The organism is Chryseobacterium urinae (genome assembly GCF_030518295.1).
Lineage (GTDB): Bacteria > Bacteroidota > Bacteroidia > Flavobacteriales > Weeksellaceae > Chryseobacterium > Chryseobacterium mucoviscidosis.
On sequence record NZ_JAULSJ010000047.1, the window covers coordinates 1 to 26,290 of the forward strand.

The 26,290-nt window shown below is 35.8% G+C and carries 24 protein-coding genes and 4 tRNA genes; 18 read left to right on the forward strand and 10 right to left on the reverse strand.

Features of this window, described 5'->3' with window-relative positions; all coding sequences use genetic code 11:
* Positions 1-465 precede the first annotated feature (465 nt).
* The 4 genes from prmC to QWT87_RS19560 are packed head-to-tail and all read right to left on the reverse strand — an operon-like array spanning position 466 to position 3,446.
* A complete protein-coding gene (gene prmC / locus QWT87_RS19545; RefSeq protein WP_302718244.1) occupies positions 466-1,317 on the reverse strand; it encodes a peptide chain release factor N(5)-glutamine methyltransferase in 852 nt (283 codons plus the stop codon).
* Positions 1,318-2,076: a peroxide stress protein YaaA gene (gene yaaA / locus QWT87_RS19550; protein WP_302718246.1), complete on the reverse strand. Its 759-nt coding sequence runs from the start codon at positions 2,074-2,076 to the stop codon at positions 1,318-1,320. It abuts the gene before it with no gap.
* Between the two features lie 4 nt (positions 2,077-2,080).
* Entirely contained in the window at positions 2,081-2,782 is a 702-nt protein-coding gene (locus QWT87_RS19555) for a CPBP family intramembrane glutamic endopeptidase (RefSeq protein ID WP_302718248.1), read from the reverse strand.
* Between the two features lie 52 nt (positions 2,783-2,834).
* Complete coding sequence (locus tag QWT87_RS19560; RefSeq protein WP_302718250.1) at positions 2,835-3,446, reverse strand: L-threonylcarbamoyladenylate synthase; 612 nt, start codon at positions 3,444-3,446, stop codon at positions 2,835-2,837.
* A 101-nt stretch (positions 3,447-3,547) separates the two neighbouring features.
* Between QWT87_RS19560 and QWT87_RS19565 the strand changes: the two genes are divergently transcribed.
* From QWT87_RS19565 to QWT87_RS19585, 5 genes are all read left to right on the forward strand, one after another.
* Positions 3,548-3,620 (forward strand) — tRNA-Met (locus tag QWT87_RS19565).
* Positions 3,621-3,661: 41 nt separating this feature from the next.
* Positions 3,662-3,734 (forward strand) — tRNA-Met (locus tag QWT87_RS19570).
* A gap of 38 nt (positions 3,735-3,772) precedes the next feature.
* Positions 3,773-3,845, forward strand: a tRNA-Met gene (locus QWT87_RS19575).
* A 36-nt stretch (positions 3,846-3,881) separates the two neighbouring features.
* Positions 3,882-3,954 (forward strand) — tRNA-Met (locus tag QWT87_RS19580).
* 115 nt (positions 3,955-4,069) lie between these two features.
* Positions 4,070-4,480, forward strand: coding sequence for a hypothetical protein (locus QWT87_RS19585; RefSeq protein WP_302718251.1), 411 nt, complete (start codon positions 4,070-4,072; stop codon positions 4,478-4,480).
* A 74-nt stretch (positions 4,481-4,554) separates the two neighbouring features.
* Here the strand turns inward: QWT87_RS19585 and QWT87_RS19590 are convergent, their stop codons facing one another.
* Together QWT87_RS19590 and QWT87_RS19595 are read right to left on the reverse strand one after the other, a co-directional pair.
* Positions 4,555-4,761, reverse strand: coding sequence for a hypervirulence associated TUDOR domain-containing protein (locus QWT87_RS19590; protein WP_108409756.1), 207 nt, complete (start codon positions 4,759-4,761; stop codon positions 4,555-4,557).
* A gap of 867 nt (positions 4,762-5,628) precedes the next feature.
* A complete protein-coding gene (locus QWT87_RS19595) occupies positions 5,629-6,210 on the reverse strand; it encodes a hypothetical protein (RefSeq protein ID WP_302718256.1) in 582 nt (193 codons plus the stop codon).
* A gap of 232 nt (positions 6,211-6,442) precedes the next feature.
* Between QWT87_RS19595 and QWT87_RS19600 the strand changes: the two genes are divergently transcribed.
* The 9 genes from QWT87_RS19600 to QWT87_RS19640 all read left to right on the forward strand — a co-directional run bounded on the left by QWT87_RS19600 (position 6,443) and on the right by QWT87_RS19640 (position 16,185).
* On the forward strand, positions 6,443-7,867 hold the full coding sequence (locus QWT87_RS19600) for a TolC family protein (RefSeq protein WP_302718258.1): 1,425 nt from the start codon (positions 6,443-6,445) through the stop codon (positions 7,865-7,867).
* 5 nt (positions 7,868-7,872) lie between these two features.
* Entirely contained in the window at positions 7,873-8,871 is a 999-nt protein-coding gene (locus QWT87_RS19605; RefSeq protein ID WP_302718260.1) for an HlyD family secretion protein, read from the forward strand.
* Between the two features lie 20 nt (positions 8,872-8,891).
* Complete coding sequence (locus tag QWT87_RS19610) at positions 8,892-10,058, forward strand: ABC transporter permease (protein WP_302718262.1); 1,167 nt, start codon at positions 8,892-8,894, stop codon at positions 10,056-10,058.
* Positions 10,055-11,221: an ABC transporter permease gene (locus tag QWT87_RS19615; RefSeq protein ID WP_302718264.1), complete on the forward strand. Its 1,167-nt coding sequence runs from the start codon at positions 10,055-10,057 to the stop codon at positions 11,219-11,221. Before QWT87_RS19610 ends, QWT87_RS19615 begins: the two co-directional genes overlap by 4 nt.
* Before the next feature lie 247 nt (positions 11,222-11,468).
* Entirely contained in the window at positions 11,469-11,834 is a 366-nt protein-coding gene (locus QWT87_RS19620; protein ID WP_076389915.1) for a BlaI/MecI/CopY family transcriptional regulator, read from the forward strand.
* Positions 11,835-11,836: 2 nt separating this feature from the next.
* Entirely contained in the window at positions 11,837-13,702 is a 1,866-nt protein-coding gene (locus tag QWT87_RS19625; RefSeq protein ID WP_302718266.1) for a M56 family metallopeptidase, read from the forward strand.
* A gap of 65 nt (positions 13,703-13,767) precedes the next feature.
* On the forward strand, positions 13,768-14,670 hold the full coding sequence (locus tag QWT87_RS19630) for a GLPGLI family protein (protein WP_302718267.1): 903 nt from the start codon (positions 13,768-13,770) through the stop codon (positions 14,668-14,670).
* Between the two features lie 85 nt (positions 14,671-14,755).
* Positions 14,756-15,316: a sugar O-acetyltransferase gene (locus QWT87_RS19635; RefSeq protein ID WP_302718269.1), complete on the forward strand. Its 561-nt coding sequence runs from the start codon at positions 14,756-14,758 to the stop codon at positions 15,314-15,316.
* A 26-nt stretch (positions 15,317-15,342) separates the two neighbouring features.
* The gene (locus tag QWT87_RS19640) at positions 15,343-16,185 is read left to right on the forward strand and encodes a GLPGLI family protein (RefSeq protein WP_302718271.1); all 843 of its coding nucleotides are present in this window, start codon (positions 15,343-15,345) and stop codon (positions 16,183-16,185) included.
* A 61-nt stretch (positions 16,186-16,246) separates the two neighbouring features.
* Here QWT87_RS19640 and fsa read toward each other — a convergent pair whose 3' ends face one another.
* Positions 16,247-16,900 carry a fructose-6-phosphate aldolase gene (fsa, locus tag QWT87_RS19645; RefSeq protein ID WP_076389923.1) on the reverse strand — a complete coding sequence of 218 codons (654 nt, stop codon included), beginning with the start codon at positions 16,898-16,900 and terminating at the stop codon, positions 16,247-16,249.
* Positions 16,901-17,132: 232 nt separating this feature from the next.
* On the opposite strand from fsa, the gene QWT87_RS19650 reads away from it, so the two are divergent.
* A complete protein-coding gene (locus QWT87_RS19650) occupies positions 17,133-17,615 on the forward strand; it encodes a YdeI/OmpD-associated family protein (protein WP_302718274.1) in 483 nt (160 codons plus the stop codon).
* Positions 17,616-17,661: 46 nt separating this feature from the next.
* Here QWT87_RS19650 and QWT87_RS19655 read toward each other — a convergent pair whose 3' ends face one another.
* Positions 17,662-18,225: a hypothetical protein gene (locus QWT87_RS19655; RefSeq protein WP_302718276.1), complete on the reverse strand. Its 564-nt coding sequence runs from the start codon at positions 18,223-18,225 to the stop codon at positions 17,662-17,664.
* Between the two features lie 184 nt (positions 18,226-18,409).
* Here QWT87_RS19655 and pepE point away from each other — a divergent pair, with 184 nt between their 5' ends.
* From pepE to QWT87_RS19670, 3 genes are all read left to right on the forward strand, one after another.
* Positions 18,410-19,102, forward strand: coding sequence for a dipeptidase PepE (pepE, locus tag QWT87_RS19660; protein ID WP_302718278.1), 693 nt, complete (start codon positions 18,410-18,412; stop codon positions 19,100-19,102).
* A gap of 220 nt (positions 19,103-19,322) precedes the next feature.
* The gene (gene dacB / locus QWT87_RS19665; RefSeq protein WP_302718280.1) at positions 19,323-20,693 is read left to right on the forward strand and encodes a D-alanyl-D-alanine carboxypeptidase/D-alanyl-D-alanine endopeptidase; all 1,371 of its coding nucleotides are present in this window, start codon (positions 19,323-19,325) and stop codon (positions 20,691-20,693) included.
* A 7-nt stretch (positions 20,694-20,700) separates the two neighbouring features.
* The gene (locus tag QWT87_RS19670) at positions 20,701-21,855 is read left to right on the forward strand and encodes a sensor histidine kinase (RefSeq protein WP_302718282.1); all 1,155 of its coding nucleotides are present in this window, start codon (positions 20,701-20,703) and stop codon (positions 21,853-21,855) included.
* Positions 21,856-22,306: 451 nt separating this feature from the next.
* Here the strand turns inward: QWT87_RS19670 and QWT87_RS19675 are convergent, their stop codons facing one another.
* Complete coding sequence (locus tag QWT87_RS19675) at positions 22,307-24,163, reverse strand: M61 family metallopeptidase (RefSeq protein WP_087710516.1); 1,857 nt, start codon at positions 24,161-24,163, stop codon at positions 22,307-22,309.
* A 166-nt stretch (positions 24,164-24,329) separates the two neighbouring features.
* A complete protein-coding gene (locus tag QWT87_RS19680) occupies positions 24,330-25,958 on the reverse strand; it encodes a M1 family metallopeptidase (protein WP_302718284.1) in 1,629 nt (542 codons plus the stop codon).
* Between the last annotated feature and the right edge of the window lie 332 nt (positions 25,959-26,290).

The following is a 26,290-nucleotide window of genomic DNA, read 5'->3' on the forward strand; positions in this document are numbered from 1 at the left end:
ATTAAAGCGAATTTCCAGAATAATCAAAGCACTCAAAAGAATAAAAATCAAAGATTTTTAAAAACTATGGTGAGCTTTTTCATTTACAATGATCAGCCTTAAATAAAAGTTTAGTTATCTTTTGTGAGTTTTGCGGTTAAATAAAAAGTTTTTTGATTGTCCGTTTATTAACCTACAGCTTCGACAGGCTCAGCTTGACATCGCTAAAAATCAAGCATTTAGTATTAGAGGTGTCACACTGAGCTTGTCGAAGTGCCTGTTATAAATAATTGATTTTCATATCAGTGCATAGTAATAGGTTGTTTAACGGATATTCAAAATTTATAATAGCTTTGGCTAAAGCCAATTGTTTTCATCATTATTAAATTAGTTAAAGTTCAGGAACGCTAAGCATCTCCAGAATATGATTGCTAAACATATAAAAATCCATAGAGTTTTATTTAAACAGTCATCAACCATTCATATTTACTTTCTTCCAAAAATAAACCGGTCATTTTCCGATAAATCTTTAATCAATGCTGATTCTTCAAAATCATTACGATATAAATCCAGTGTTTCTGAACCTAATTTCTGGTTGATTTCCAAAAATAACAATCCGTTTTTATTCAGGTATTTTTTAGAATCTTCGGCAATTTTTCTATAAAAAATCAATGCATCGGAAGTAGGAGAGAAGAGTGCCATGGTCGGTTCAAAACCTTTTACGGAATGTTCTATTTCCTGTTCTTCATCGATTGCGATGTAAGGCGGATTTGAAATAATGACATCAAAGTTTTCTTTTACATCAAAATTCAGATAATCCGCATGAATGAAATTGATAGTAAGCTGATGAAATGCTGCATTTTTTCTGGCAACTTCCAGTGCTTTTTCAGAAAGATCGATGGAAGTAACTTCCGCCTCCGGAAAATGTTTTTTCAAAACCAACGGAATAATTCCGCTTCCGGTCCCAATGTCTAAAATTTTTAAACTTTGATTATCAATCGCTGAACTTTTAATCTTTTTAATTGCCAATTCCAACAGCTCTTCTGTTTCAGGACGGGGAATTAATACATTTTCATTCACGTAAAATGTCATTCCGTAGAAATCTGTTTCGCCTAAAATGTGTTGATAGGGTTTTGACGTTTTTAGCTCTGAAATAACTTCAAGAAGCCTCTTTTCATCTTCCAAAAGCAATTCCTGTTCTGCAAATCTTCGCTGCTGAAACGTATCAAACCCAACAATTTTTTCCATGAATATGGAGCTTAAAAAAGTGCTTTCCGAATTGGTATACAACCCGGAAAGTTCTGTTTTAAAGTATTTTTTAAATGCGGAAATAGTCATTTATCTTACAAAAACCAGTTTATTTTCAGTGGATTTTTCTTCATTAATGAGATAACCTTCGTAGTTGAAAGCCTTCACATCATCCAAAGTCTGTGCATTGGTCTGTGCACAAAATCTTGCGACTAAACCTCTTGCGTGTTTCGTGTAAACCACAATGGTTTTCAGTTTTCCTTCTTTTAATTCGTAAAAATCAAAATCAATAATTTGATGGTTGAGTTTTTTACAGTCAACCGCTTTAAAATATTCATTACTTGCAAGATTCAGGAGGATTTCATTCTTTTTCATTTCAGAATTTAGCTGTTCCGTTATCTTTTCTCTCCAGAATTCGTAAAGATTTTTATATTCATCAAATTCAAAAGGTCTTCCCATTTCCAGCCTATAAAGCATCACTTTATCCGAAGGTTTCAGCAATCCGTATAATCCGGAAAGAATTCTCTGGTTTTTCTGAAGATAATCTACTGCATCTTTGTCTAATGTTTTGGCATCCAATCCTCTGTAAACCTCTCCTGTAAAGGCAAATAGAGCAGGGGCGGATTCTTTTGCAGAAGGTTTTGCTTTCCATTTTTGGTTTCTTTCCCAGTTTTCGTCTGCTAATTTGGCAGAAATTTCCATCAGCTCAGAAAGATATTTCGGCGATTTCTGTTTTAAGTAAGAGTGTATAAATTCTGACTGTTCAATGAATTTAGGCGTTGTGGTTTTCAACAGGTCGGTTGAATTTTCCACATTCATTAATTTGGCAGGGGATGTAACTATTTTCATAATGTTAAAAGGCAGATAAATGTTTGAAATTGATAAGATTCATGATCATGAGTGAGACAAAATCGTACATAAAATGACACATGATTACAATCTTAATGTTAGAATATTTTTTATAAAACAAAGCAAAAACAACTCCAATGAAGAAAGGAATGATCACCTGACTTATCGTTCCATACGTCATGTGAAGAATTCCGAATAGAAAAGCGGAAACTGCAATGCCTGCGTATTGATTTTTATAAATTTTTTCAATTCTCGGCTGCATATAACCGCGCATCAGAAGTTCTTCCACCACTCCCGCTGTTAAGCAGGTAAAAATAATCAACGGATAATTGTTTTTAAAAATGAATGAAAGCTGTGCGATTTTATCACTCGTATTTTCGTGGGTGATGATTTTGATGAAAAGATTTAAAAAAGCGCCACCAACTGCACAAATTAAATAAAGACGGAGTATTTTTTTCAGATAAAATGAGAAAGAATAGTTTTTGTCTTTCCACAGCAGAAAAGGTTGTTTTTCGATAAGGAAACTGTACAGAAAAATTATTGCCAAAACCATCCATAGCACAATTCTGGAATATAAAAATGCAGTTGCAGTAAAGGTTTTTTCTCCCGTCATCATCGTAATAAAAGGAAAAATATACAGCATTACTGCGGCGAGCAAAACAAATGTAAGAAGAATTCCTAAGGAATATTTTCCGTTCAGACTCATATTAAAAACCTTCAGTCATCATTTTAAATAAAAAGACAAAGCTTTTTTATAATTAAATATTTCCTTTTCCCTGACGGATAATTTCAGGTTCTCCCGAAGTAAGGTCTACAATTGTGGAAGCCATATTATCTCCATAACCGGAATCAATTACGATATCAACCAGGTGATCGTATTTTTCGGCGATCAGTTCAGGATCGGTAGAATATTCGATAATTTCATCATCATCTTTAATGGATGTGGAAGCAATAGGATGTCCTAATTTTTCAACAATTAATTGTGGAATCGGATGATCGGGAACACGGATTCCGATGGTCTTATGACCTTTGTAAGCCAGTGGCAGACTTTTATTGGCATCCAGAATGAAGGTAAAAGGTCCCGGAAGATGGCTTTTCAGAAATCTGAAGATAGACGTGTCAATCGGTCTTGTAAAATCTGAAAGATGGCTTAAATCATTACAGATAATGGAGAATTTCGACTTTTCGAGCTTTATTTTTTTGATCTGGACAAGCTTTTCCATCGCTTTAATATCAAAAATATTACAGCCTAAAGCATAGACGGTATCGGAAGGATAGATAATTAATCCACCATTGTTTAAAGTTTTAATAACCTCATTAATAAGGTTTTCCTGAGGGTTATCCGGATAAATTTTCAATATTTTTGCCATAGTTCAAAGATACGAATATTAAAATAGTTTTCATGAAAGTCCTTTATTTAAAAGAAAAATTAGGAGTTTTAAAAATAATTCGTATATTTGCAATCCAATATCGCGGGATGGAGCAGTAGGTAGCTCGTCGGGCTCATAACCCGAAGGTCATCGGTTCGAGTCCGGTTCCCGCTACTAAGTAAACGTTTGTGTCGGTAACGTTTTTAAAAATATACCGCGGGATGGAGCAGTAGGTAGCTCGTCGGGCTCATAACCCGAAGGTCATCGGTTCGAGTCCGGTTCCCGCTACTAAGACAGTGTTTTCGGTAAACACTCTAAAAATACACCGCGGGGTGGAGCAGTAGGTAGCTCGTCGGGCTCATAACCCGAAGGTCGCACGTTCGAGTCGTGTCCCCGCTACTAAGATAACGCTTCGGTGGCGTTCAGAAAATACACCGCGGGATGGAGCAGTAGGTAGCTCGTCGGGCTCATAACCCGAAGGTCATCGGTTCGAGTCCGGTTCCCGCTACTATTGTAAAGAGTGTTGCAATTTTTTGTGATACTCTTTTTTATTTATGCGAGCCGGCAAATGCTTTTGTGGCTTAATTTGTGCAGGTATTGTGATACACTTAAATCATAATATCATGTATAAAAAAATTCTCGCAGGTTTGGGCGGAGCAATCGCATTGAACCTTCTGCACGAAACCATCAGGAAAAATTTTGATAATGTCCCCGAAATCAATAAAGTGGGAGAGGAAGCTTTAAATAAAACTTTGGCTAAAACTGATACCGAAATTACAGATCATGATAAGCTGTATGCTGCAACCTTAGCCGGAGATATTATTGGCAACGGAATGTATTATGCAACTACCGCCACCACAGGTTTTAATATTGCTTCAGGATTGGCGATGGGAATCGGAGCCATTACACTTCCGCAAAAGATAGGTCTGGATGAAAATCCTGTCGCTGAAACTACCCAAAAGAAAGTAATGACGGTGGCTTATTATCTTTTCGGAGCCATTGTGACTAAATTTATTTACGATAAAATAAAATAATCTACTATAAAAATTTTAAGGCGGTTTCAAAGTTAAGGCAATGCTGAATTATACTTTTGAAACCGCTTATTTTTTTACATTTTTTTCAGGGAAGAAGCTTTGTGAACGGCTGATTTTCCTGTTTTTTCGCTCATGACTTCGTATTGTGGTTCATCCTCTGTCGCTCTTCTCTGCTTATCCATGAATACAAAGTCTTTTTTATGAATTTTTGTAATCTTTCCGTGAGTTTCTCCGTTGCTGGAATTCCATCTCACCATGTCTCCTTTTTTTAATGTGCTCATTTTTGTTTGGATTTGGTTGTGATGTACAATTCACTTATTATGCCATATTTTAAAGTTTATAAGAGGAAGATTTGGCTGCGCTTATTTAAATCAGATAAGTCACATAAGTTTTGTGAGTTATTTAAAAATAAAGATCACTTAAGAGAAAATCAAAGATTTTCATAAACTAATGCGTTCTTCTATGCTGTATGCCGATCAATAAGTTCTCATGTGACTTATGTGTTAAATTTAAATATTTCAAATTTTCAAAATAATAAAAGTCATAGCTTTAAAAATTAATATGTTCTTCTACGCTTCATGCCGATCAAATGAAAGTTCATGTGACTTATGTGTTTAAATTGAAATTTACCTCCGAAAATAAAACTTTGGATTGTAGATTTATAATTAACCTGAGTTCGGGATAAGTCTTGTTAAACGCAAGGTTAAACAAGGAGATTTAACTATTAAGAATTCAGCTTTTAAGATATACAAAGGCGTAAAACTTATCAAAGTAATACCATTTTTGTCTTTTTTAAATAAACGAAGTGCCTTTGTTTAGCTTACAAACTTTCAATAAGTAAAAAAATCTCTTGTTTTTCTTTGCGATAAATCAATTAATTAAATTTATTTCTTATCCTGAAATGAGGTTAAATAGAATAAAACTGGAACTCATCAAAAGTTTTCCTATCACATAAGAGAAAATCAAAGATTTTTAAAAACTAATGTGTTCTTCTATGCTTTATGCCGATCAATAAATTCTCATGTGACTTATGTGTCTAAATTAAAAATTTACCTCCGAAAATAAAACTTTGAATTGTAAATTCATCATTAAATAAAAAATCCCGCTTAAAAAAGCAGGATTCCGTATCATTTAATTAAAAAAATAAATTATTGTGCTAACTGATTGAAAGGCGTAAGTGCATTATCATCTGCCATTGTCTGCCCGATAAAATCTTTCTTCTGATTTCCTTTCATTCTGTTGGCTGCATCATTTCCGTTAAAGAAAGACTCGCTTAGTTTTGTGGTGATTTCAGAAGGGTTAAACTCAAATTTTGTATCGCCGTCCACTCCAAGATATCCGTTCTTTCTTGTAAGATTCGTGATGTAGTTGTTATAGTTAATCAGAGTACCTCTGAACATATCATTGTGATATTCCATGCACTTCTTCGCTTTTTTGGAAGAATTGTTCAGGATGCAGTTGTTCATATTTCCTCTGTACAGTCTCCATTCAAGCTCTACTTTTCCGTATTCTTTTGCCAGAGCGGTTTTACCGTTAGAAAGAATATTCGGATTGCTTTCTTTTTCACTGATCTCTTTTAAATGCTTGATCACTAATGGAACTGTATTTTCGATTTTGTTTTTAGCTTCTCCTACCGCGCTGAAATCTGCTGCCGGAGAACCTTTCTTTTGAGCGGTAGTAATGTTAAAAATAAGTAATAATAGTACAATTAATAAATTATATCTTTTCATGAGAAATTTTTAAAGCACTAAAATAAATATAATTTCCCGGTTTAGACAAATACATTTTAAATTTATTTAATAAAAATTAACAATTTTATAACGTAAGTGGTTCATTATTGTTAAAATGATGTTTTTAAACTTTTTATGAAAGTCATTTTTTAAGATAATTCCCCAAAATTCTTATATATTTTTAATATCTTTAAGGGAACAACACACGATACTAAAATCACATTTTAAGGCTATGAATCATAAGATTATTGCTTTTACTTTATTATGTACCACAAAATTGTTCTGTCAGGAGCTTACTTTGCAGCAATGCATAGAAAAAGGAAAGCAGAATAATGTTGCCGTAAAACTGGCAGAACAGTCTTTGGAAACAAGGCAGAAAATAGCACAGTCCGGCAAAAATAATATTCTTCCCAAAGTCGATTTTCTTGGTGGATATAACTACATCGGAGAACCCATCAGAGTAAATCTTCAGCAGGTAAAAGACGGAATTGTGGAAGGTTCAGCCAGTCAGAGTGCCTATTCTGCCAATGCGGCTTATCAGCAGATCACAGGAAATCCGCTTCCGCAGCAGGTTCAGAATGTTATTTATCAGACTTCAAAAGATATCATCAGTGCGGTTTATCCCAATTACAATCCCGCCATTGCCAAACAGAGTTATTTTCTTGCAGGAATACTTGTAAGACAGCCGATTTATCTCGGAGGAAAGCTGAATGCTTCCAGAGAACTTTCGAAACAGCAGGTGGAAAGCGGGAAAGCCAATCTGGAATCTATTCAGAATCTTAATTCTTACAATATTTCACTGAACTATATTCAGATCATGTATCTCAATTCCATGATCAAAAAGCAGGAGAAAATGGCAGAAGCTCTGGAAAGCAATGAAAAGTATGCGCAAAATCTTCTGAAAGCTGAGATCATCCCGCCTTATCTTAAAAACTGGTCAGATATTGCCAAAATTCAGGGCGAAACTACTCTTAAAAATTTACGGCTTGAAAAGGAAAACACGTTACTGACTTTAAAAGATCTTATGGGAATTCCTCTTGATGAATCTTTGGAAATTAACGAAGAATTAAATGAAAATATTGAAGTCAACAGTTTTGGTTCCTCAGATAAAAATACTGATCTGAAATTATTACAGAGTAAGAAAAAAGAAGCACAAACCACGAACGATATTACAAAATCTCTGTCTAAACCCAATATTTTTGCCATTGGAAATTACCAGTTTTTCAGAAATGATCTTCCTTTAATCACGCCGCCGTGGTTAGTGGGCGTAGAAGTTCAGTGGACTCTTTTTGATCCTGAAAGAAGATCCAGAAATCAGGCTTCTGAATCTTTGGTGAAAGAGGCAGATCTGTTAATTGATCAGAAACAGAAATCGGTGGATCTCGCTGTCAGAATTTCTGAAAATAAACTCATCAGTTTCAAAGAGCAGAAAGAAACCTTGGATCTTGCGAGAAAACAGGCATATACCACTACAGAAATGGTGAGAAAAAGAATGGAAAACAGCCTTTCTTCCGTAAAAGATGTAAACGATGCACTGCAGCTTCAGTATGAGGCAGAGAAATTGTATTACACATCTCTGGTGGCTTATCAGACGGTGGTAGCAACCTATTTTTATATTACAGGAAACGTCGAAAATATTACCAATTACATTCCCTAAACAAGATGAAAAATTTTATAAAAAATTACTGGGCAGTATGTATTCCAATTGTTGTATTAGTCATCGCGCTGATTTATCTTCTTCAGAACAAATCTTCCGACAGCAGCAGCAAAGATGCGGTTATAGGAATGGTAGATGCTGAATTTGTGGACGTTTCGGCTTCACTTCCGGGTAGAGTTTTGGAGCTTTTGGTAAAGGAAGGCGATGATGTAAAGGAAGGACAGATTATTGCACAGATGAAAACCTCCGAGATCGAAAGCATACAGTCTCAGGTTTCAGAAGCGGTAAAAATTGCACAGAATCAACTGGATAAAGTAAATCGCGGAGTAGAACCGGAAGTATTGAAATCAGCCGAGAATTTACAGCAGATTGCACAACAGCAGATGGATCTGATGTCTAAAACGTACAGCCGTTTTCAGAATTTATATGCTGAAGGAGTCGTTTCCGGACAGGAACGCGATGTTATTTATTTCAAATACAAAGCAGCCCAGAAAGAACTGGAAACTGCCAATCTTAATGTTCAGCTTTTGAAAAGAGGAAACAATGAAGAGCTTAGAAACTCAGCACAGTCGGTTTTAAATCAGGCAAAAAGCGCAGATGAACTTACGCAGGAAATAAAAGAAAATGCTTCTGTAAAAGCACCTGCTTCCGGAATAATTTCTACGGTAATTGCCAAAAAAGGAGAAATGGTAAATGCGGGGTATCCGATGATGACGATTCAGAAAGATCAGTCTTTTTTTGTCAAATTTAATCTCCGCCAGAATCAGATGACGAAAATAAATAAAGGAAGTCTGGTAACCATGAAAATTCCCGGCTGTACCCCAGAAAAAGTTCAGGGAAAAGTGGCAGAACTGGCTCCGGCTTTAGGCTACGCAGACTGGGTTCCGGAAAAGCAGAACGGAGAATTTGAACTCAGAACATTTCAGATCAAAGTAAGACCGGAAAACGCAGGTTCCATCAAAGGACTTCGTTCAGGAATGACGGCACAGCTTATTTTTCAATAATTTAATTCACAAGAAGAACCTTGAAAACAATCAGCCAGATTATCATTCGGGAGTGGAAACGGATTTTTTCGATTCCGAATTTTTATGTGGTTTTATTGGTCATTCCGCCTATAATATTTCTTTTTTACGGATTAATTTACCAGAAGCAGTTTGCAAAAGAACTTCCGATGGCAGTTTGGGATGAAGATCAGTCTTCTGTTTCCAGACAGCTTACGGATATGATGGATCACAGCGATCTTATTCATATTACACAAAAGGTTTCAAGCAATGCAGAAATAGAAAAATTAATGAAGGAAGGAAAGATTTTCGGAGCTGTACATTTTCCTAGAAATATGGAGTCGGATGTTAAAAAAAATCATCAGTCGAACATTACTTTGTATACCAACGGAGCGTATCTGGTTCCTGCAAAAATGATTTATAAAGGAGCTGCAGAAGTCATTATAAAAGGCGGTCTTGCCGTAGTTCTCCAGAAAGCGGAAAAGCAGGGAATGCCTGCTGAACAGGCAACAGCTTTGGTTCAGCCGATAAAACTGAATACCACAACGCTCTACAATCCGGATTTTAATTATCAGATGTATTTAACACCCGGACTGATTACAGTCGGGCTTCAAATGGCTTTGGTCGTAGCTTCTGTTTTAATTTTAAATCTTGAATTTAAACGGAATACGATTGATGAACTCTTAAAAATTTCCGCTTCTTCCTCACAGATCGTAGTCGGAAAAACACTTGCTCATCTTTGCATTTCATGGATTCTCTTTGTATTGGTTGCTTACATTGTATTTCCTGTTTTTGAACTGGGAAAACCGCAGACCGATTTCAATTTTTTCCTGATCTATACTTTAATGTCTTTAGCCTGCATCGGCATCGGAATGATGCTTTCCGCAATATCCAATAATCTGCTATTTGTAACCGATGTGGCTCTGTTTTTTACTTCTCCGGCTTTTGTTTTCAGCGGTTTTACATTTCCGCGCTGGGCGATGCCTTGGTACGATCAGTTTTATGCAGACATTATGCCTTATACCCACTTTCTGGATGGTTTTATTAAGCTTTATTTCATGGAGCTTCCTTTATCATATGCAATGCCTGAGATTTTTAAACTGCTGATTTTTATCGGAGTAACATTTCCTTTAAGCATTGTGTTTTTTCAGAGAAAAATTAATAACTATCTTAAAGAAAAGAGCATATGAAGGAGATCATTGAAATATTTAAAAGAGAGCTTCGGAATGTTTCGAAAGATTCGAGTCTGTTTCTGATTTTGCTTCTCGCTCCGATTCTGTACGCATTTATGTATGGAAGTATTTATTTAAACAAAGGTGAAGAAAAGGTAAAACTGGCGTTAATTGATGATGACGGAACCTCCATTTCCAGAACATTGACGCAGCAGTTCAATTCCACTTCCATGATTGAAATCGTTCCGGCTTCAAATATTGCGGAAGGACAGGAAAAAATGTATCAGGGTGAAGTTCAGGGGTATTTTTATATTCAGTCAGGATTCGAGAGAAATATTTTATCGCAGAAACAGGCAAATGTGAATATGGTTCTCAATGCTTCCCGTTTTTTACCTTCCAGCGATTTACTCAGCACTGCGACCAAAGTATGTTTAACGGTTGGAGCAGGAGTGAGGAAAACGTACTTTAACAAAAAGGGAATGGGAGAAGATGAATCCATGAAAATGACGAATCCCATCAATATGGATTACCGTCCGCTTTACAATGCGAGTATGACATATGGAGGGTTTCTGTTGCCTGGTTTATTGGCGATTATTCTTCAGCAGACACTTCTGATTGGCGTTGCGGCGGCTTTTACCTCAGAAAGAGAAGAAAATAAACTGCTGAATCTTTATGAAATTTCAAAACAGAGCATTTCTAAAATGATTTTTGGGAAAAGCATTCTTTACTTTTTTGCTTTTATGATTTTCGGATTGTTTTTCGCTGTAGTGAATTTCTCTGTTTTCGGAGTTGAAATTCGCGGAAACGCCATTGATCTTGTGGTAATTTTTGCGTTATTTATTTCTACAATTATCATTTTCGGAATGCTGATCGGTAGTTTTTTTAAGACGAAACTGTTTGCATTTCAGGTTCTTGTATTTTCCTCTTATCCGATATTTCTGATTACGGGATATTCAATGCCGTATCAGGCGCTGCCGAAATTTGTTCAGTTTTTGTCTGATGCTTTGCCGACATCTCCATTTTTAAAGACCTTTATTTCTATTGTACAATCCGGAGGTTCGCTTTCAGATAATCTACCGTCGGTCATTCATCTGATTATTTTATGGATCATTTTTGAAGGTCTTCTGATTTTGAGAATAAAATATTTGGTCACTTCATCAATAACAGAAAATAAAAAATAGGAGTAATCTTTTTGGAGATCAATGGATTTTTAAAACCAAGCAAATAATCCTTCCAAAATTTCTTTAACAAATTTTAATAAAATTTATTTATTTGATTATCAATCATTTATATGTTTTAATCTTTTATCACTAAAAAAATAGTTGTTTGGATGGATTTTATTTCTACATTTGTATAACTAATTTCTTAGTGATATAAAATTTTCGTGAATATTTTTATATCACGTTTAATGATAAAAATGAAAAGGATATGAAAATTCAGACTTTAACAAAAGCCGAAGAACAGGTGATGCAGTATTTATGGAAACTGGAAAAAGGATTTCTGAAAGACGTTCTTGATCTTTTTCCTGAACCGAAGCCTCACACCAATACCGTTTCTACCATTTTAAAAGTGCTGAAAGAAAAAGAATTTGTAGACTATAATGTATACGGAAGACAGCATGAGTATTTTCCGTTGGTTTCTAAGGAGCAATATTCCGGAAAAACCATTAAAAGTCTGGTGAAAAATTATTTCAAAGGATCTTACAAAAGTGCCGTTTCTTTTCTGGTCGAAAAAAATGAAATGACGGTGGAAGATCTTGAGATGCTGTTAAACGAACTTAAAAAGAAAAACTAACCATGGAAACTGTACTTCTCTATTTCGGAAAAGTTATTTTATGTTCCGGTGTAACGTTTCTGTATTATCAGTTGTCTTTAAAAGACAAGACGTTTCATCACTACAACAGATTTTATCTTTTGTCTGCGATGCTCATTTCTTTATTGCTTCCTTTAATAAAGGTTGAAGACTTTACCATTGAAGTAAGCAATGACTTATATAAGTTGATAGATCAGGTACAGAATTTTAATACAATTAAAAACTCAAACAATGATTACATTTATTTTAGAATTATTTTTTCGGCTTTGGGACTTGTTTCTTTCTATTTTTTAGGAAGATTTGTCTACGGGATTTTCAGAATCCAAAAGCTTAAAAGTCAGTTTCAGAAAGAAAGTTTCGATGGGATTAATTTTTACCATACAAACTTATCCGAAGCTCCTTTTTCTTACTTTAAAAATCTTTTCTGGAAGAATTCCATCACACTGAATTCTGATCTCGGGAAACAGATTTTGAAGCATGAAATGGTGCATATTGAACAGAAACACTCCTTCGATAAAATTTTTATTGAGATTATTACCTCTGTTTTCTGGTTCAATCCTTTTTTTCATCTCATCAAAAAAGAAATTAGTTTAATTCACGAATATATGGCTGATAAAAAAGCCGTAAAACAATCGGACACCAAAGCATTTGCGCAGATGCTTTTAGCAAGCCACTTTTCCGGAAACCAGTTGCCTGCAACCAGTCCGTTTCTTAGTTCAAATCTAAAAAAACGATTAAAAATGTTACAAAAACCTAAAACCAAATTCGGGTATGCGCGTAGAATTTTTGCATTGCCGGTAGTATTTTCTGTTGCGTTTGCTTATTTGGTAAATGCCAAAAACCAAGAAATTAAAGCAACAAATATAGAAATTGAGAAAGCCGTTTCTCAGATTAAAAAAGGAGATAAAATTGTTATTAAAAAAGATACCATTACTCCAGATTCAAAAGATCGAATTGTCGTAACACCAAAAGTGTATAAAAAATCGGAAGACGACAAAAAAATAGCAGATTTAAGCAAAAAGATTCAGGAAAAAAGCCAGAATCTGAAGAATTTTAAGCCTGAAAGTGACGAGTACAATAAAAACCTCGAAGAAATCGGAAAATTATCCGGAGAAATCGGAAAAATTGCAAGCTCAAAAGATTTTCTGAAATCGGCAATGGTGATCCGAATGGACGGAAAAGATGTTAATATCAACGATTATTTTAAATCCAAAGAATGGAAAGATCAAATGAAAGAGCTGGAAGAACTTAATATTGAAATTCCCGATATTCCAGAAATGAATTTTGAATTTTCCGATGCTCCTCCAAGTCCGCCCAATGCACCGAAAGCGCCAAACGCTCCAAAAGTAAAAGTATATTCTTTCCGTGATTCCAGAGATATGAAATGGTCGCCGGAATCTGAAAACAGCTTCAATTTTTCTACACCAAAAGTAAAAGAATCCGCTGCAATCGCTAAGAGAAGAGCAAAACTTGAAAAGGAAAGAGCCAAGCTGGAAGAAAAAAGAGCCAAATTAGAAGGCGAAAGAGCTAAACTGGAAGCAGAACGAAGAGCTTTGGACGGAGACAGAAAAGTGTACATTTATGGCAATACTTTCAGAAGCTTTCCGGATGAAAAAGTGTTTAAAATCCATGCCGACAATATTAAAATCGATAATAAAAATCAATCTGTTGTTGCTTCGGGCATCAAAAATCTGAACGGAGCAGGAGATATGAAGATCTATATTAACGGAAAAGAATCTACCAATGAAGAAATGCAGGCTCTGGATTCTAAAACCATTAAAAGAATGGATGTAAACAAAAGAAACATCGACGGAAAAATGCAGGGCGAAATCCGAATTCAGACTAAATAATCAAGTTTTTTAAACTCTGCTGATTATTTCAAAATAACAGCAGAGTTTTTTTTAAAATGCAGCTTATGAAATATAAATTACTCCTCTTTTTATTGGCGGGAATTCTTGCCAATGCACAGATCAACCGTTTTTTCTATGATTACAAATTCATTCCCGATTCCAATAATAAGGAAGACGTGAAAAGTGAAATGATGTACCTTGATATTGATAAAAACGGTTCGAATTATTACAGCAGAACAAAATTTGTCGCCGATTCCACTTCCAGAGCAGAACTGGAAAAGCAGATCAAATCGTTTTCCGGAAATATCAGTGTTAACAGAAGAGAAAATCCGGGACAGGTTTCATTCAAAGTAACCAAAAGTTATCCCGATTTTAAAACATATCTTTTCAGAAGTGTTTCTTCGGATCAATATAAAATCAGAGAAGATCAGAAACCGGAATGGAAAATTTTATCCGACAAGCAGAAAATCGGGGAATACAATACGCAGAAAGCAACCACAAACTTTGGCGGAAGAGAATGGATTGCGTGGTTTTCTACGGATATTCCTTTTCAGGACGGACCTTATAAATTCTACGGTTTACCGGGACTGATTGTTAAAATTGAAGATACTACAGGTTCCCACATCATGACTTTAGTCGGAAATAAAAAGGTTACCCAAGCTGCTGCTTCAGAAAAAGAACCGGAACTTCCGCAAAACATCAGGGTTTTCGGAATGGGCGGAAAAGAGCTTGAAGTAACGGAAGATCAGTTCAGAAAAGCGTGGAAAGATTATGTAAATGATCCTGCTAAAAACATGAGGGAAATGATGATGAGGAATACCGATAATTCTAAGATGACTTTTAAAGTAAAAACTTCAGACGGAAAAGAAATCTCAGATCCTAATCAGGTTTTCAGGGAAATGGAAAAGAGAACAAAAGAATCTCTGGCAAAAAATAACAATCCTATTGAGCCGGATCTGGTAAAATAACAGGTTAAATATTTCTTAAAACAGGGCAAAAGTAATTTCTGCCCTGTTTTGTTTTTATTATCTTTAGAACTGCAAATCATAAAATATGACGGAAAAGGAAAAATGTGCGAAAGGACTTTTGTATAATGCCAATTACGACCAGGAACTTATTGAAGAAAGAATTAAAGTGAAAGATCTTTGTCAGGAATACAACCTCCTGAAAAATTCTGATGCTGAAGGAAGAGCGGCACTGCTGAGAAAGATTTTAGGCAAAACAAAACAGAATATCTGCATAGAACCCAGTTTCTGGTGCGATTACGGATATAATATTGAAGTGGGAGAGAATTTCTATTCGAATCATAATCTGGTAATTCTGGATTGTGCGAAAGTAACTTTCGGAGATCATGTTTTTATAGGTCCCAACTGTAGTTTTTATACGGCAAATCATCCCATAGATTTTAAACAAAGAAACGAAGGTCTTGAATCTGCTCATCCCATTACAGTAGGAGATAACGTATGGTTCGGAGGAAATGTAGTGGTTCTTCCCGGAATTTCTATCGGAAATAACTCTGTGATCGGAGCGGGAAGTGTTGTTACAAAAGATATTCCGGACAATGTGGTTGCAGTGGGAAATCCTTGTAAAGTGATGAAGAATATAATGAATTAAAAATTTAAACTAAATAAAAAATATTAATGAAGAAGATCATTATTGCGTTTGCGTTGCTATTGGGAATGCTGTTTAATGCTCAGAATAAACGTTTTGTTTATGAGTACAGATTTGTTTCAGATTCTACAAAAAAAGATGTATCGATCACAGAATCCATATACCTTGATGTTTCTAAAAAAGGTTCGAAATTTTACAGCAGAGATAAATATATTTCAGATTCGTTGATCGAGGCTCAGTCGAAACATCAGAACGGAGATTTTTCTAAAATTAATTTCGGAATGGTTCCTTATGTTGTTCAAAAATCTTATCCCGACTATAAAATTTTGTTCTTCAATCGTTTGGATATGGATGAATACAAAGTTTCTGATGACAGGAAAATAGAATGGAAAATTTTACCTGAAAAAGAAAAAGTAGGTGAATTTAATGCGCAAAAAGCAACAACAGATTTCGCCGGAAGAAAATGGACGGCTTGGTTTGTTGCCGATATTCCTATTCAGGACGGGCCGTATAAATTTCATGGATTACCGGGATTAATTGTTAAGCTGGAAGATAAGACAAATTCTCATTCTTATGTTTTAAAGGAAATTAAAGATTTAAAAGACCAGGAATGGAAAAGTCAGGAAGAAAATCACAGATTCGGAGCATTGGTTCCTTTAAATCAGGAAAAATATAAAAAACAGTTTCTGGATTACCGGATCAATCCTACAAAAGGAATACGGCAGATGCTTTCCAGCGGAACCAAAATCATTATGACCGACGAAAAAGGAAATAAGCTGGATGTGGAAGACATGATTCGAGAGCGTGAGAGAAAAGTGAAAGAAGACAATGCAAAAGACAATAATCTTCTGGAACTGGATTTACTGAAATAATAATTACTGCGCGGAAACGAAGTTTCCGCGCAGTAATTTATTCTGAAATATAAAAGATATATTAAGATAATTTCTGAGAATCTGCAACAAACTGAGCCAATCCGCTGTCTGTTAAAGGATGTTTCAGTAAACTCAAGATCGGAGGAAGCGGTGAAGTAATCACATCTGCTCCGATTTTAGCACAGTCGATAATGTGCATCGAATGACGGATAGAAGCTGCTAAAATTTCAGTTTCATACATATAATTATCAAAAATCAATCTGATTTCCTGAATTAAATTTAATCCGTCAGTTGAAATATCATCCAGTCTTCCCAGGAAAGGAGAAACATAAGTTGCACCCGCTTTCGCAGCCAAAAGAGCCTGTCCCGGAGAGAAAATCAGCGTACAGTTCGTTTTGATCCCTTTATCTGAAAAATATTTTAACGCTTTAATTCCGTCTTTGATCATCGGGATTTTCACCACAATATTCGGGTGGATTGCTGCCAATTCGTCCCCTTCTTTAATCATTTCTTCATACGTTGTAGAAAGAACTTCCGCAGAAATATCTCCGTCTACAATTTCGCAGATGGCTTTGTAATGATTTTTAATTGCTTCAGCTCCCTGAATTCCTTCTTTTGCCATTAAAGACGGGTTGGTTGTTACCCCATCAAGAATTCCAAGATCTTTCGCTTCTTTTATTTGCTCTAAATTAGCAGTGTCAATAAAAAATTTCATTTGTTTTACAGATTTATTTTTTACAAAGATAATCATTCCTTTTTGAGTGGAAAATTAATTAAAGATGAGATTCTGCATTCAGGAAGAGTTTCTCTTTAAACAAAAGTTAAATAGTAGAGAATACAATTCCCCTCTTTCGGAGGAGTGGCAAAAAATCAAAGAATTTTTGACGGGGTGGTTAAAGATTAACAGTTTTAAAATAATCACTAATTTAGTTAACAATAAAGTAGTAATGAAAAACCATTTCACCGCGAAACTTGAAATTATCGGAATTAATCCGTTTATTTTTCTTCCTGAAGAAATTCTTGCCGCCGTATTTGAAAATTCAGGCAAAAATAAAAGTCCGATTCCCGTAAAAGGAACGGTGAACGGCAAAGAATTTAAGCAGAATTTAATGAAATATAAGGGAGAATGGCGGTTGTATATTAATGTAACCATGCTAAAAGATTCCCCGAAAAGGATTGGCGAAACACTTGATATTTTTATTGAATATGATGACTCCGAGAGAAAAATTTCTATGCATTCTGACTTGGAGAAAGCCATCAACGAAAACCCTGTCGCCTTAAAAAACTTTGAAAATTTAACCCCTTCAAGAAAATCAGAGCTGATAAAATATATCAATCATCTGAAAACTGAAAAAAGCATCCAGGGAAATATTCAGAAAATCATTCAGCATCTGGAAGGAGAATCAGACTTTTTCGGCAGGAAAATTTAATAAAAAGAAAAAAGATCCAAAGACATTGTCCTCGGATCTTTCACAACTATGAATTTAAAGCTTTGCTTAACTTTACAGCATCCTGATTGGTAGGATCGTACTGTAAGGATTTAGCAATATGCTCCTTTGCTTTATCAGGATTGCTCTGCTGTTCGGAGAACGCTACGTAAAAATAGGCATATGCCAGATTTTTCTTATTCTGTTCCACCTCTTCAGGTTTTACCGTTGCAATATACTTTTCATAAGCCAGTTTTGCATTGGCATCGTCTTTCGCAGACTGATAGGCATAAGCCTGACTATAATAAGATGGCGCCCAATCCGGTACTAAAGCCGAAATCTTTTTCCATGTATCAATTGCGTTTGTCCAGTCTGAAGCATCCTGATACGCTCCGGCTAATTTTGCCAAAGCTTCGGTATCTTTCGGGTTGGCTTCGATTTGTTTTTTTAGACCGTCAATGGTTAGATTTCCTGTCGACTGAGCGGTTGTTGTGGTTGTTTTTGCAGCAGTTGTACTGTCTGTCTGTGTCGTCTGCGCATTTACAAAACTTGCGGTTCCTATAAACATCAAACCTAAAAACAGGTTTTGGATATTACTTTTAATCATTTTCATAATCTTACATTTTTCAAGTTGATAATTAAAGTTCAATTATAATTCCATAAACGATTAAATTTTAGAACCTTTAAACTTTTTTGGAAAATATTAACGGGATTCTATGTTTTTTTATCATTATTTTTGATTCGCTGCAGATTCGGTTATCTTTGTAACACAACGATTATAAGACAAATTATCCGTTATGAATATCATTTTGGCATCAACTTCCACACTCTTTGGTGGAGCATATCTGGAATATCTGAGAGAAGAATTAATCAAATTATATGATGGAATCGACGAAATCATTTTCGTGCCTTTCGCAAGACCGGGCGGAATTTCTCATGACGATTATACAGCAAAAGCACGTTCTTTTTTTGAAACCATAAATATTAAAGTGAAAGGTCTTCACGAATTTGAGGATAAAACACAAGCCATAAACAGCGCGAAAGCATTTTTTACAGGAGGCGGAAATACTTTTTTACTGGTAAAAACTTTACATGAAGAAGGCTTGATGAATGTTTTGAAAGAAAATGTTGAAGGCGGAAAACCTTATCTGGGATGCAGCGCAGGAAGCAATATCGGCGGACAGAATATGAAAACAACGAACGATATGCCGATTGTATATCCTCCAAGTTTTGATTGTATGGGGTTGGTTCCGTTCAATATCAATCCGCATTATCTTGATCCGAATCCTGAACTTAAACATAATGGTGAAACCAGAGAAACCAGAATCAAAGAATTTTTAACGCAGAATGATCTAAAAGTTGTCGGACTTCGTGAAGGAAACTGGATCAGAAGAATGAGCGATAAAATTACCGTTGAAGGAACCGAACTCACGAGAATTTTTGAGAAAGGGAAGGAACCTTATGAAATCGAACCCGGAACTGAACTGTAAATTTTATTTTAATTATATTTGAATTGAAGAATTTGATTTGTAATCATATGTAAATAAAATCAGATGCTTTTGCAGACTCAGCATGACATTTCTAATACTAATCTAATTTAACGGTTTATTTGTAGCGACGTCATGCTGAGCTTGTAAATCATATCAATAAGAAAATATAACAGATTCTTCATTCCTGACAAAGACAATAAAAAGTTTATAAAAAAACGCAATGAAAAAGACATTGGCTGTTCTTACATTATCCACGCAGATTATTTTTGCCCAAAATATTACTCAGAAACTGGATGAAGCAACCAAAAACCTGATGAATTCTTCAGGGGCAATTTCGTCTAACTTATCATTTTATGTTTCCGATGAAAATGGAAATTTCATTTACGAATATCAGGGAAATAAAGGACTTTCCACAGCTTCTACGCAGAAAATATTTACTGCAGGAGCGGCTTTGGAGACTTTAGGAAAGAACTACACCTATAAGACTACTTCATCATATTCCGGAAATATTTCTGGTGGAAATCTGAACGGAAATCTTTTCATCAGCTCAACCGGAGATCCCACATTGGGAAGCTGGAGATATGAAGCTTATAAACCCGAAATTTTTAAGCAGAAATTAATTGATGCCATAAAAAAGTCCGGGATTAAAAAAATTTCAGGAGATCTTGTGATCGACGATTCTTACTTTGATCATCAGACGATTCCGGGAGGATGGCCATGGAATGATCTTGGAAATTATTACGGAGCAGGAGTTTGGGGGATCAACTGGCGCGAAAATCAGTTCGACATCAATATCAACGGAAATGAATTCAAAAGCTTCTCTTATCCGCTTGAAGGAGTTAACTGGCTGAATGATCTTAAAGTGGGTGGAAGTTCAGATCAGAGTCTGATTTTTACGGCGCCGCATTCTGACGTTGCACTGATTAACGGAACTTTACCCGCCAAAACGGTTACAGTTTCCGGTGCGGTTCCCAATCCGCCTTTGCAGCTTGGAGCGGAAGTGAAACAATGGCTGAAAGATTCGGGAATTGATTTTTCGGGGAAAGTGGTTACCAATTCCCAACTGGAAATTGAAGGAAAAAAAGCATTGCAGGCTCCGAAAAATAATATTATTCTTACCTACGAATCGCCGACTTTGGATAAAATTATTTACTGGTTTCTGAGAAAGAGCATCAATTTTTACGGTGAAACTTTAATAAAAACATTAGGAAAAGAGAAAAAAGGCGATCCAAGTTTTAAAAGCGGAGTAGCTTATTTAAAAGAATTCTGGAAATCAAAGGGAATCAATCCGAATATGATTAATTTTGCCGACGGAAGCGGACTTTCTCCGCAAAATTATGTTGCGGCAAAAGCAGAAGTTCAGGCTTTGCTGTACGCCAGAAAACAGCCTTGGTTTGAATCTTATTATGATGGTTTTCCAACGCATGATAACGGTATGAAAATGAAAAGCGGAACGATGAGCGATACCAAATCTTATGCAGGATATCACACCTCAAAAGACGGAAAAAAATATGTTTTCTCCATTATCATCAACAATTATGAAGGGAGCGGAAGCACGGAACTGCAGAAAATCCTGAATGTTTTAAAATAAATTTGCCTTGAAGAAATCCATATTTGCAAGACTTAACAACTGGATTATTTTTACGCTGATGACAATTGTTGTCTTAACGATTGTTATTGCTTCCACGATCCTTTTTAATTTTCTCCGAAAAGAAGAAGTAAAAAGGGTAGATATTTTAGTAACTGCGCTGAAATTTCAGCAGGAAGTGAAGGTTCCGAGTCTGGAAATTCAGGCATTGCTGCTGCAGATTTACAGTTCCAATACCACGATTCCGGTGATTATTCTCGATAAGGACGGACAGATTATTGAGCATAAAAATATTCCGCGCGATATTGAAAATAATTCTGCTGAAATTGTTGCTCTGGCTAATAAAATGGCTAAAAGTTATCCGCCGATCGAAATAAAGGTTCCCAATGCAAACAATCAGTTTGTATACTATGATAATTCCGAACTGCTGAATAATCTTCGGTATTCTCCTTATATTTTAGGGTTTTTCATTCTGTGTTATTTTCTTTTTTCATTCTGGTTTTTACGGACGATTAAAAAAACGGACGAAGGCTATCTTTGGGCAGGTCTGGCTAAAGAAACTGCACACCAGATCGGAACTCCATTGTCTTCGATGATCGGCTGGATGGAAATTATGAAGCTGGATACTCCGGATTCCGAAGGCGTTCATGAAATTGAAAAAGATATTGAGAGATTAAGAACGATTTCCGAGAGGTTTTCGAAGATCGGTTCTGTTCCGGAACTGAATGATAAAGATTTCAACTCCACCATTCAGGAAAATTACGATTATCTGAAAACAAGAATTTCAAGAAAGATCAATTTCGGACTTCACCTTCCCAATTACACGATTTTGGTTCCCCATAATAAAATCCTGATGAGCTGGGTGATTGAAAATCTGGTTAAAAATGCGGTTGATGCGATGAAAGGAGAGGGCTCTATTTCTATGTCGGTTTTAGAAAGAAATAAAAATATCGTTGTGGAAGTTCAGGATACCGGAAGCGGAATGACGAAACAACAGGCGAGAAATGCTTTTAAACCGGGCTATTCTACCAAAAAACGAGGTTGGGGACTGGGATTGTCTCTGGCAAAAAGAGTGATTCAGGAGTATCACAACGGAGATATTAAAATTTCCCAGACTGAAATAGGAAAGGGAACGACTTTTAGGATTACGATTAAGAAAGGATAAATTGTTTCAGGAATGTGCTGCGTAAAGTTTGTCATTCCGGAGGAATCTAAGCTGCGAAATTTATATTTTGATTTTTGTTAACTGACAATTTTTTATTGAATATTTATAAGGAGTGACCTGAATTTTAGCCCTGATTGAAGCTTTGTTTGAGCTCATTTTGTGTATTTTGGTTTGCGGTGGCGAAGCCGCCGCAAACCAAAATACACAAAATAGCGAGTGCGGAAAGCAGGAAAAAGCTCCTGAAAATTAGCCATCATTTAGAGCATTTACAAAGACTTCGACAAGCTCAGTCTGACAAAATTTCAAAATAGAAGTTGGATTTAGCAATGTCATGCTGAACTTGCAGAAACGTCCGTTTGCTCAAAAACTCTTGCTGCCCACATTGACAATAAAAAAAGCGGAGAAAATTCCCCGCTTTATTACTAAGTCCTAATTTTAATCTTAGCTGCATTTATTTTTTTCCGGTTAACCACTGATCCTGTAATTTTTGTTCAGCGGCTGTTGGATTAGATTTGAACTGAAGCGTTTCGATCGTCATTTTATCCAGAATTGCTTTTCCTTTAAGATCGATTTTCTCTGTTTTGTCACCATTCTTTCTTAAAACGGTTACCGTTACATTTTGCCCTTCCTTTACAGATTTCGCATATTCTACAAACGACTGGATATTCTGAACGTTGATGGTTTTTCCGTCCAGAGCAACGATTTTATCAGTGATTTTAAATCCGATGCTTTTTGAAAAAGGAGACAGAGCAGAACTTTCGTCGAATACAAATGCATTGTCCTTATCATCAAAACCGGTCTGTTGAGGATCTTTAATGAACCAGAAAATTGGCGGAGTTTCCTGTTTTTTTGCTTCTACACCAACAAGACTCAGATATTGTGCATAAGGCGTCGGCTGATCTCCTGCAATGTATTTATTATAGAAATCTTTTACCTGAGGATACCCTGTAACTGTTACCAGTTCGTCAATCAGTTTATCGTCTTTAAACGGTTTGTTTTCCCCAAATCGCTGCGACAGTTTTCTGATCATGTCACGATAGCCCATTTCTCCGTTGGACAGCTTTCTCAATTCGATATCAAGACACATCGCAAGAAGCGCACCTTTTTCATAAACGTTTCTATACTGGTCTTTATACTCGTCTTTCAGAACATTTTTACTCATTACCGTGAAAGGCATGGTATCGTTATAGTTCTTGGAGTTGGCGATTTTTTCGCTCATTCTCTGAAGGAATTCGTCTTTTGTGATCAGACCTTCCTGAATCTGGAATAAATTTGCAAAATACTCTGTTCCGCCTTCATACATCCACAAATGCTGAGACATTTTCGGATCTGCATAATCGAAATAATGAATTTCTTCCGAATGTGTTTTCAAAGGATTTACCGTATGGAAAAACTCGTGAGAAACAACGTCCGTAATGGTTTTGTCAATCGCATCTTTTGGCATCATTTCAGGCAGGACAACACTTGTGGATTCGTGGTGTTCCAAAGCTCCGAAACCTTTGATATGCGGTTCTTCCATCCCTGAAAGATAAAGCATGATCGCATATTTTTTGTTGGTGTTCATGTCACCTAAGAATTTCTTCTGGGCAATCACCGTTTTCTCAAGATTTTCTTTGAAATCAGCGGCTTTGTATTTTCCTGTCGGAGAATAAACGCCCAATACAAGATCCATTCCTCCCGCATTGAACGTAACATAATCCGGTTTTGTGTACATTAACGGAGAATCAGTAACTTTTGCGTAATTGGCTAAAGTATAGGTATCTGTAGATTCAGATTTATCCTGATCTACCAAAGCGGTTGTTCCGTAGAAATCCGTTGGTTTCTGAATAATTAACTGATAAGGAACGTCCTGCATATTATCAATATAACCTACAAATCCGTGGGTATTGATCAGATAAACTTTTCCGGTTTCAATATCAGTTCCCGAAGGTGAAAATACCGCTTTGTGTTTGGAATCGTCCATTTCTTCATCAAAACTGTCATTCACAAGATAAGTTACTTTGCTTAAATTCTGAGCGTTTTTCAGAGCGTAAGTGTTGTCATTTACTTTTGTGAAAGCAATCTCTTTTCCTTTGTTATCTAAAAATTTAATTCCTTCCACGAATCTTCCGTAATCGTCTACAGAATAAGTTCCCGGAACCGTTTTAGGAAAATGAAACTTCACGTCACCAGATTTCATTTTTGGAAATTCCATCGTTACGGCAACCTTATCGTCTTTTACATTTACCAGATCTATCGTAGTTTTTATAGACTGTGCATTTACAAAAAACGCAGCCAGTAATCCTAAACTTAGTGCTATTTTTTTCATTGAGTTCAAATTATATCTAAGTAGTTGATGAAAAATTGATTTTGTTACTTTAAAAGTTTTAAATTTTTGTTAAAATTTACAGAGAGTAATTAATTTAATACTGATTCCTGGATAAATCAAACAAAAAAGCAAAACCGAAAAACGATTTTGCTTCTATGATTAAGTTTTACTGTACCTTTTTATAATCGATATAATAATTTTCGTTAAACTGTACCGGAGTTCCTTTTTTTAGCTTTACAGTCTGCCATTGCTCGATTGGATTAATGGTGATTCCGTCAATAATAATAGGAAGTTTTAAATTCTTCACAACGTTGGTGTAGCGGAATTTCAGTTCTTCGCCTTTCTGGGAATATTCCAGTGTCGGAATTTTTGTGGTTCTCAGATATTGATTGAAAACACTTGAAAAATCGATTCTGGATTTCTTTGAAATGTAATTTTCGATTTGTTCGGTGGTAACCGTCTGATGATAAAAATCTTTATTGATTCCTCTTAAAATTTCTCTGAATTTCGCATCGTTATTGATGATCTGACGGATCGTATGAAGCATACTTGCGCCTTTCGGATACATATCGCCGCTTCCTTCATTTCTTACGCCGTATTTTCCGATGATCGGAACATCATTCTGAATGCCGTTACGAATTCCTCCGGCATAAATATCCGCAGATTTTTTGTCCATATATTTTTCGGTGAACAAGACTTCGGAGTACATCGTGAAACCTTCGTGTACCCACATATCTGCCTGATCTTTTGCGGTAATATTATTCGCAAACCACTCGTGTCCGCTTTCGTGAACAATGATGTAATCCCAGTTTAATCCAACTCCCGTTCCGGAAAGATCCTGTCCCAGATAACCGTTTTGGTAAGCATTTCCGTACGCAACGTTACTTTGGTGCTCCATTCCCAAATAAGGGGAATCTACAAGCTTGTAAGAATCTTCATAGAAAGGATAGGGTCCAAACCAGTATTCAAAGGCTGAAAGCATTGGTTTTACCTGCTGAAACTGTTTTTTTGCTTTGTCTAAATTATAATCAATTACCCAGTAATCCAGATCCAGTTTCCCTTTTTCTCCGTTAAAAGTATCTTTGAAGTTCACATATTTTCCAATATTCGGAATAATAGAGTAGGCGTTAATCGGATTTTTAACTTCCCATGTGTAAGCCATTTTATCACCTTCTGTTTTTTTGCTTATTAATCTTCCGTTTCCAACCCCCACTAAATCTTTGGGAGTAATGATTTTCATCACAACGCCATTGTCGGGTTCATCGTCCCAGATATCTTTGGTAGGAAGCCAGATAGAAGCTCCGATTCCTTCATCGGCAACGCTCATCCACGGATTTCCGTTTTCATCTTTGGTGAAAACCCAGCCTCCGTCCCAAGGTGCCCGTTTTGCAATGGTCGGATTTCCGGAATAGGTGACGTCAATTGTATATTTTTCTCCTTTTTTAAAGCTTTTATTGGTTTTGATCCAGATAAAATCGCCATCCTGTTTATATTCTGCAACCGGAAAGGTGGCTTCCACTTTGTCCGCTTTCATTGGCTGCTGTAGATCAATCTGAAACGTAGGGTTTGTAACGTCTTTAATGATCTCAAAACTGATCTTGTTGTTTCCTTTAATGCTTTTCTGGGCAAAATCCGGTTCTACGGAAAGGTCATATTTTTTGACGTCCCAAAAGTTTCGGAATTGTGTATTGGAACCTTTTAAGGTATCCTGTTTCGTGAAAACCTTATCTTTCTCGAAAAACTGTCCGAAAGAAAGACTTGCCGCAAACAAAAGCGTATATGAAAGTTTTTTCATCTGAATTAAATTATAATCGCTAAAATAGAAATTTAATAGACGTAAAATTCAGCTTATCTAAATTATTACGATCTTTTTAATTAGACGAAAGAAGTAAATGTTTGTTACATTCTTTGTTGTTATCATTTCGGAATCAATAGTTTATAAGTAAAATTCCCCTCCTCTGGAGGGGTGTCAAAAATTCTTTAGAATTTTTGACGGGGTGGTTAAAAAACACAATCCGCAAAAGACTTATTATCAATATTTTCAGAAACAATTCTTTTCCACACAAAAACCCTAGCCGCGATTGCAGCAATTGTCTGAGCTCATTTCTTTGGATTCGGGGCGGCGGT

Excerpts from the sequence above, each read along its gene's own strand:
- prmC (WP_302718244.1), bottom strand. The coding sequence starts at position 1,317 with ATGACTATTTCCGCATTTAAAAAATACTTTAAAACAGAACTTTCCGGG.
- yaaA (WP_302718246.1), bottom strand. The coding sequence starts at position 2,076 with ATGAAAATAGTTACATCCCCTGCCAAATTAATGAATGTGGAAAATTCA.
- QWT87_RS19555 (WP_302718248.1), bottom strand. The coding sequence starts at position 2,782 with ATGAGTCTGAACGGAAAATATTCCTTAGGAATTCTTCTTACATTTGTT.
- QWT87_RS19560 (WP_302718250.1), bottom strand. The coding sequence starts at position 3,446 with ATGGCAAAAATATTGAAAATTTATCCGGATAACCCTCAGGAAAACCTT.
- QWT87_RS19585 (WP_302718251.1), top strand. The coding sequence starts at position 4,070 with ATGTATAAAAAAATTCTCGCAGGTTTGGGCGGAGCAATCGCATTGAAC.
- QWT87_RS19590 (WP_108409756.1), bottom strand. The coding sequence starts at position 4,761 with ATGAGCACATTAAAAAAAGGAGACATGGTGAGATGGAATTCCAGCAAC.
- QWT87_RS19595 (WP_302718256.1), bottom strand. The coding sequence starts at position 6,210 with ATGAAAAGATATAATTTATTAATTGTACTATTATTACTTATTTTTAAC.
- QWT87_RS19600 (WP_302718258.1), top strand. The coding sequence starts at position 6,443 with ATGAATCATAAGATTATTGCTTTTACTTTATTATGTACCACAAAATTG.
- QWT87_RS19605 (WP_302718260.1), top strand. The coding sequence starts at position 7,873 with ATGAAAAATTTTATAAAAAATTACTGGGCAGTATGTATTCCAATTGTT.
- QWT87_RS19615 (WP_302718264.1), top strand. The coding sequence starts at position 10,055 with ATGAAGGAGATCATTGAAATATTTAAAAGAGAGCTTCGGAATGTTTCG.
- QWT87_RS19620 (WP_076389915.1), top strand. The coding sequence starts at position 11,469 with ATGAAAATTCAGACTTTAACAAAAGCCGAAGAACAGGTGATGCAGTAT.
- QWT87_RS19625 (WP_302718266.1), top strand. The coding sequence starts at position 11,837 with ATGGAAACTGTACTTCTCTATTTCGGAAAAGTTATTTTATGTTCCGGT.
- QWT87_RS19630 (WP_302718267.1), top strand. The coding sequence starts at position 13,768 with ATGAAATATAAATTACTCCTCTTTTTATTGGCGGGAATTCTTGCCAAT.
- QWT87_RS19635 (WP_302718269.1), top strand. The coding sequence starts at position 14,756 with ATGACGGAAAAGGAAAAATGTGCGAAAGGACTTTTGTATAATGCCAAT.
- QWT87_RS19640 (WP_302718271.1), top strand. The coding sequence starts at position 15,343 with ATGAAGAAGATCATTATTGCGTTTGCGTTGCTATTGGGAATGCTGTTT.
- fsa (WP_076389923.1), bottom strand. The coding sequence starts at position 16,900 with ATGAAATTTTTTATTGACACTGCTAATTTAGAGCAAATAAAAGAAGCG.
- QWT87_RS19650 (WP_302718274.1), top strand. The coding sequence starts at position 17,133 with ATGAAAAACCATTTCACCGCGAAACTTGAAATTATCGGAATTAATCCG.
- QWT87_RS19655 (WP_302718276.1), bottom strand. The coding sequence starts at position 18,225 with ATGAAAATGATTAAAAGTAATATCCAAAACCTGTTTTTAGGTTTGATG.
- pepE (WP_302718278.1), top strand. The coding sequence starts at position 18,410 with ATGAATATCATTTTGGCATCAACTTCCACACTCTTTGGTGGAGCATAT.
- dacB (WP_302718280.1), top strand. The coding sequence starts at position 19,323 with ATGAAAAAGACATTGGCTGTTCTTACATTATCCACGCAGATTATTTTT.
- QWT87_RS19675 (WP_087710516.1), bottom strand. The coding sequence starts at position 24,163 with ATGAAAAAAATAGCACTAAGTTTAGGATTACTGGCTGCGTTTTTTGTA.
- QWT87_RS19680 (WP_302718284.1), bottom strand. The coding sequence starts at position 25,958 with ATGAAAAAACTTTCATATACGCTTTTGTTTGCGGCAAGTCTTTCTTTC.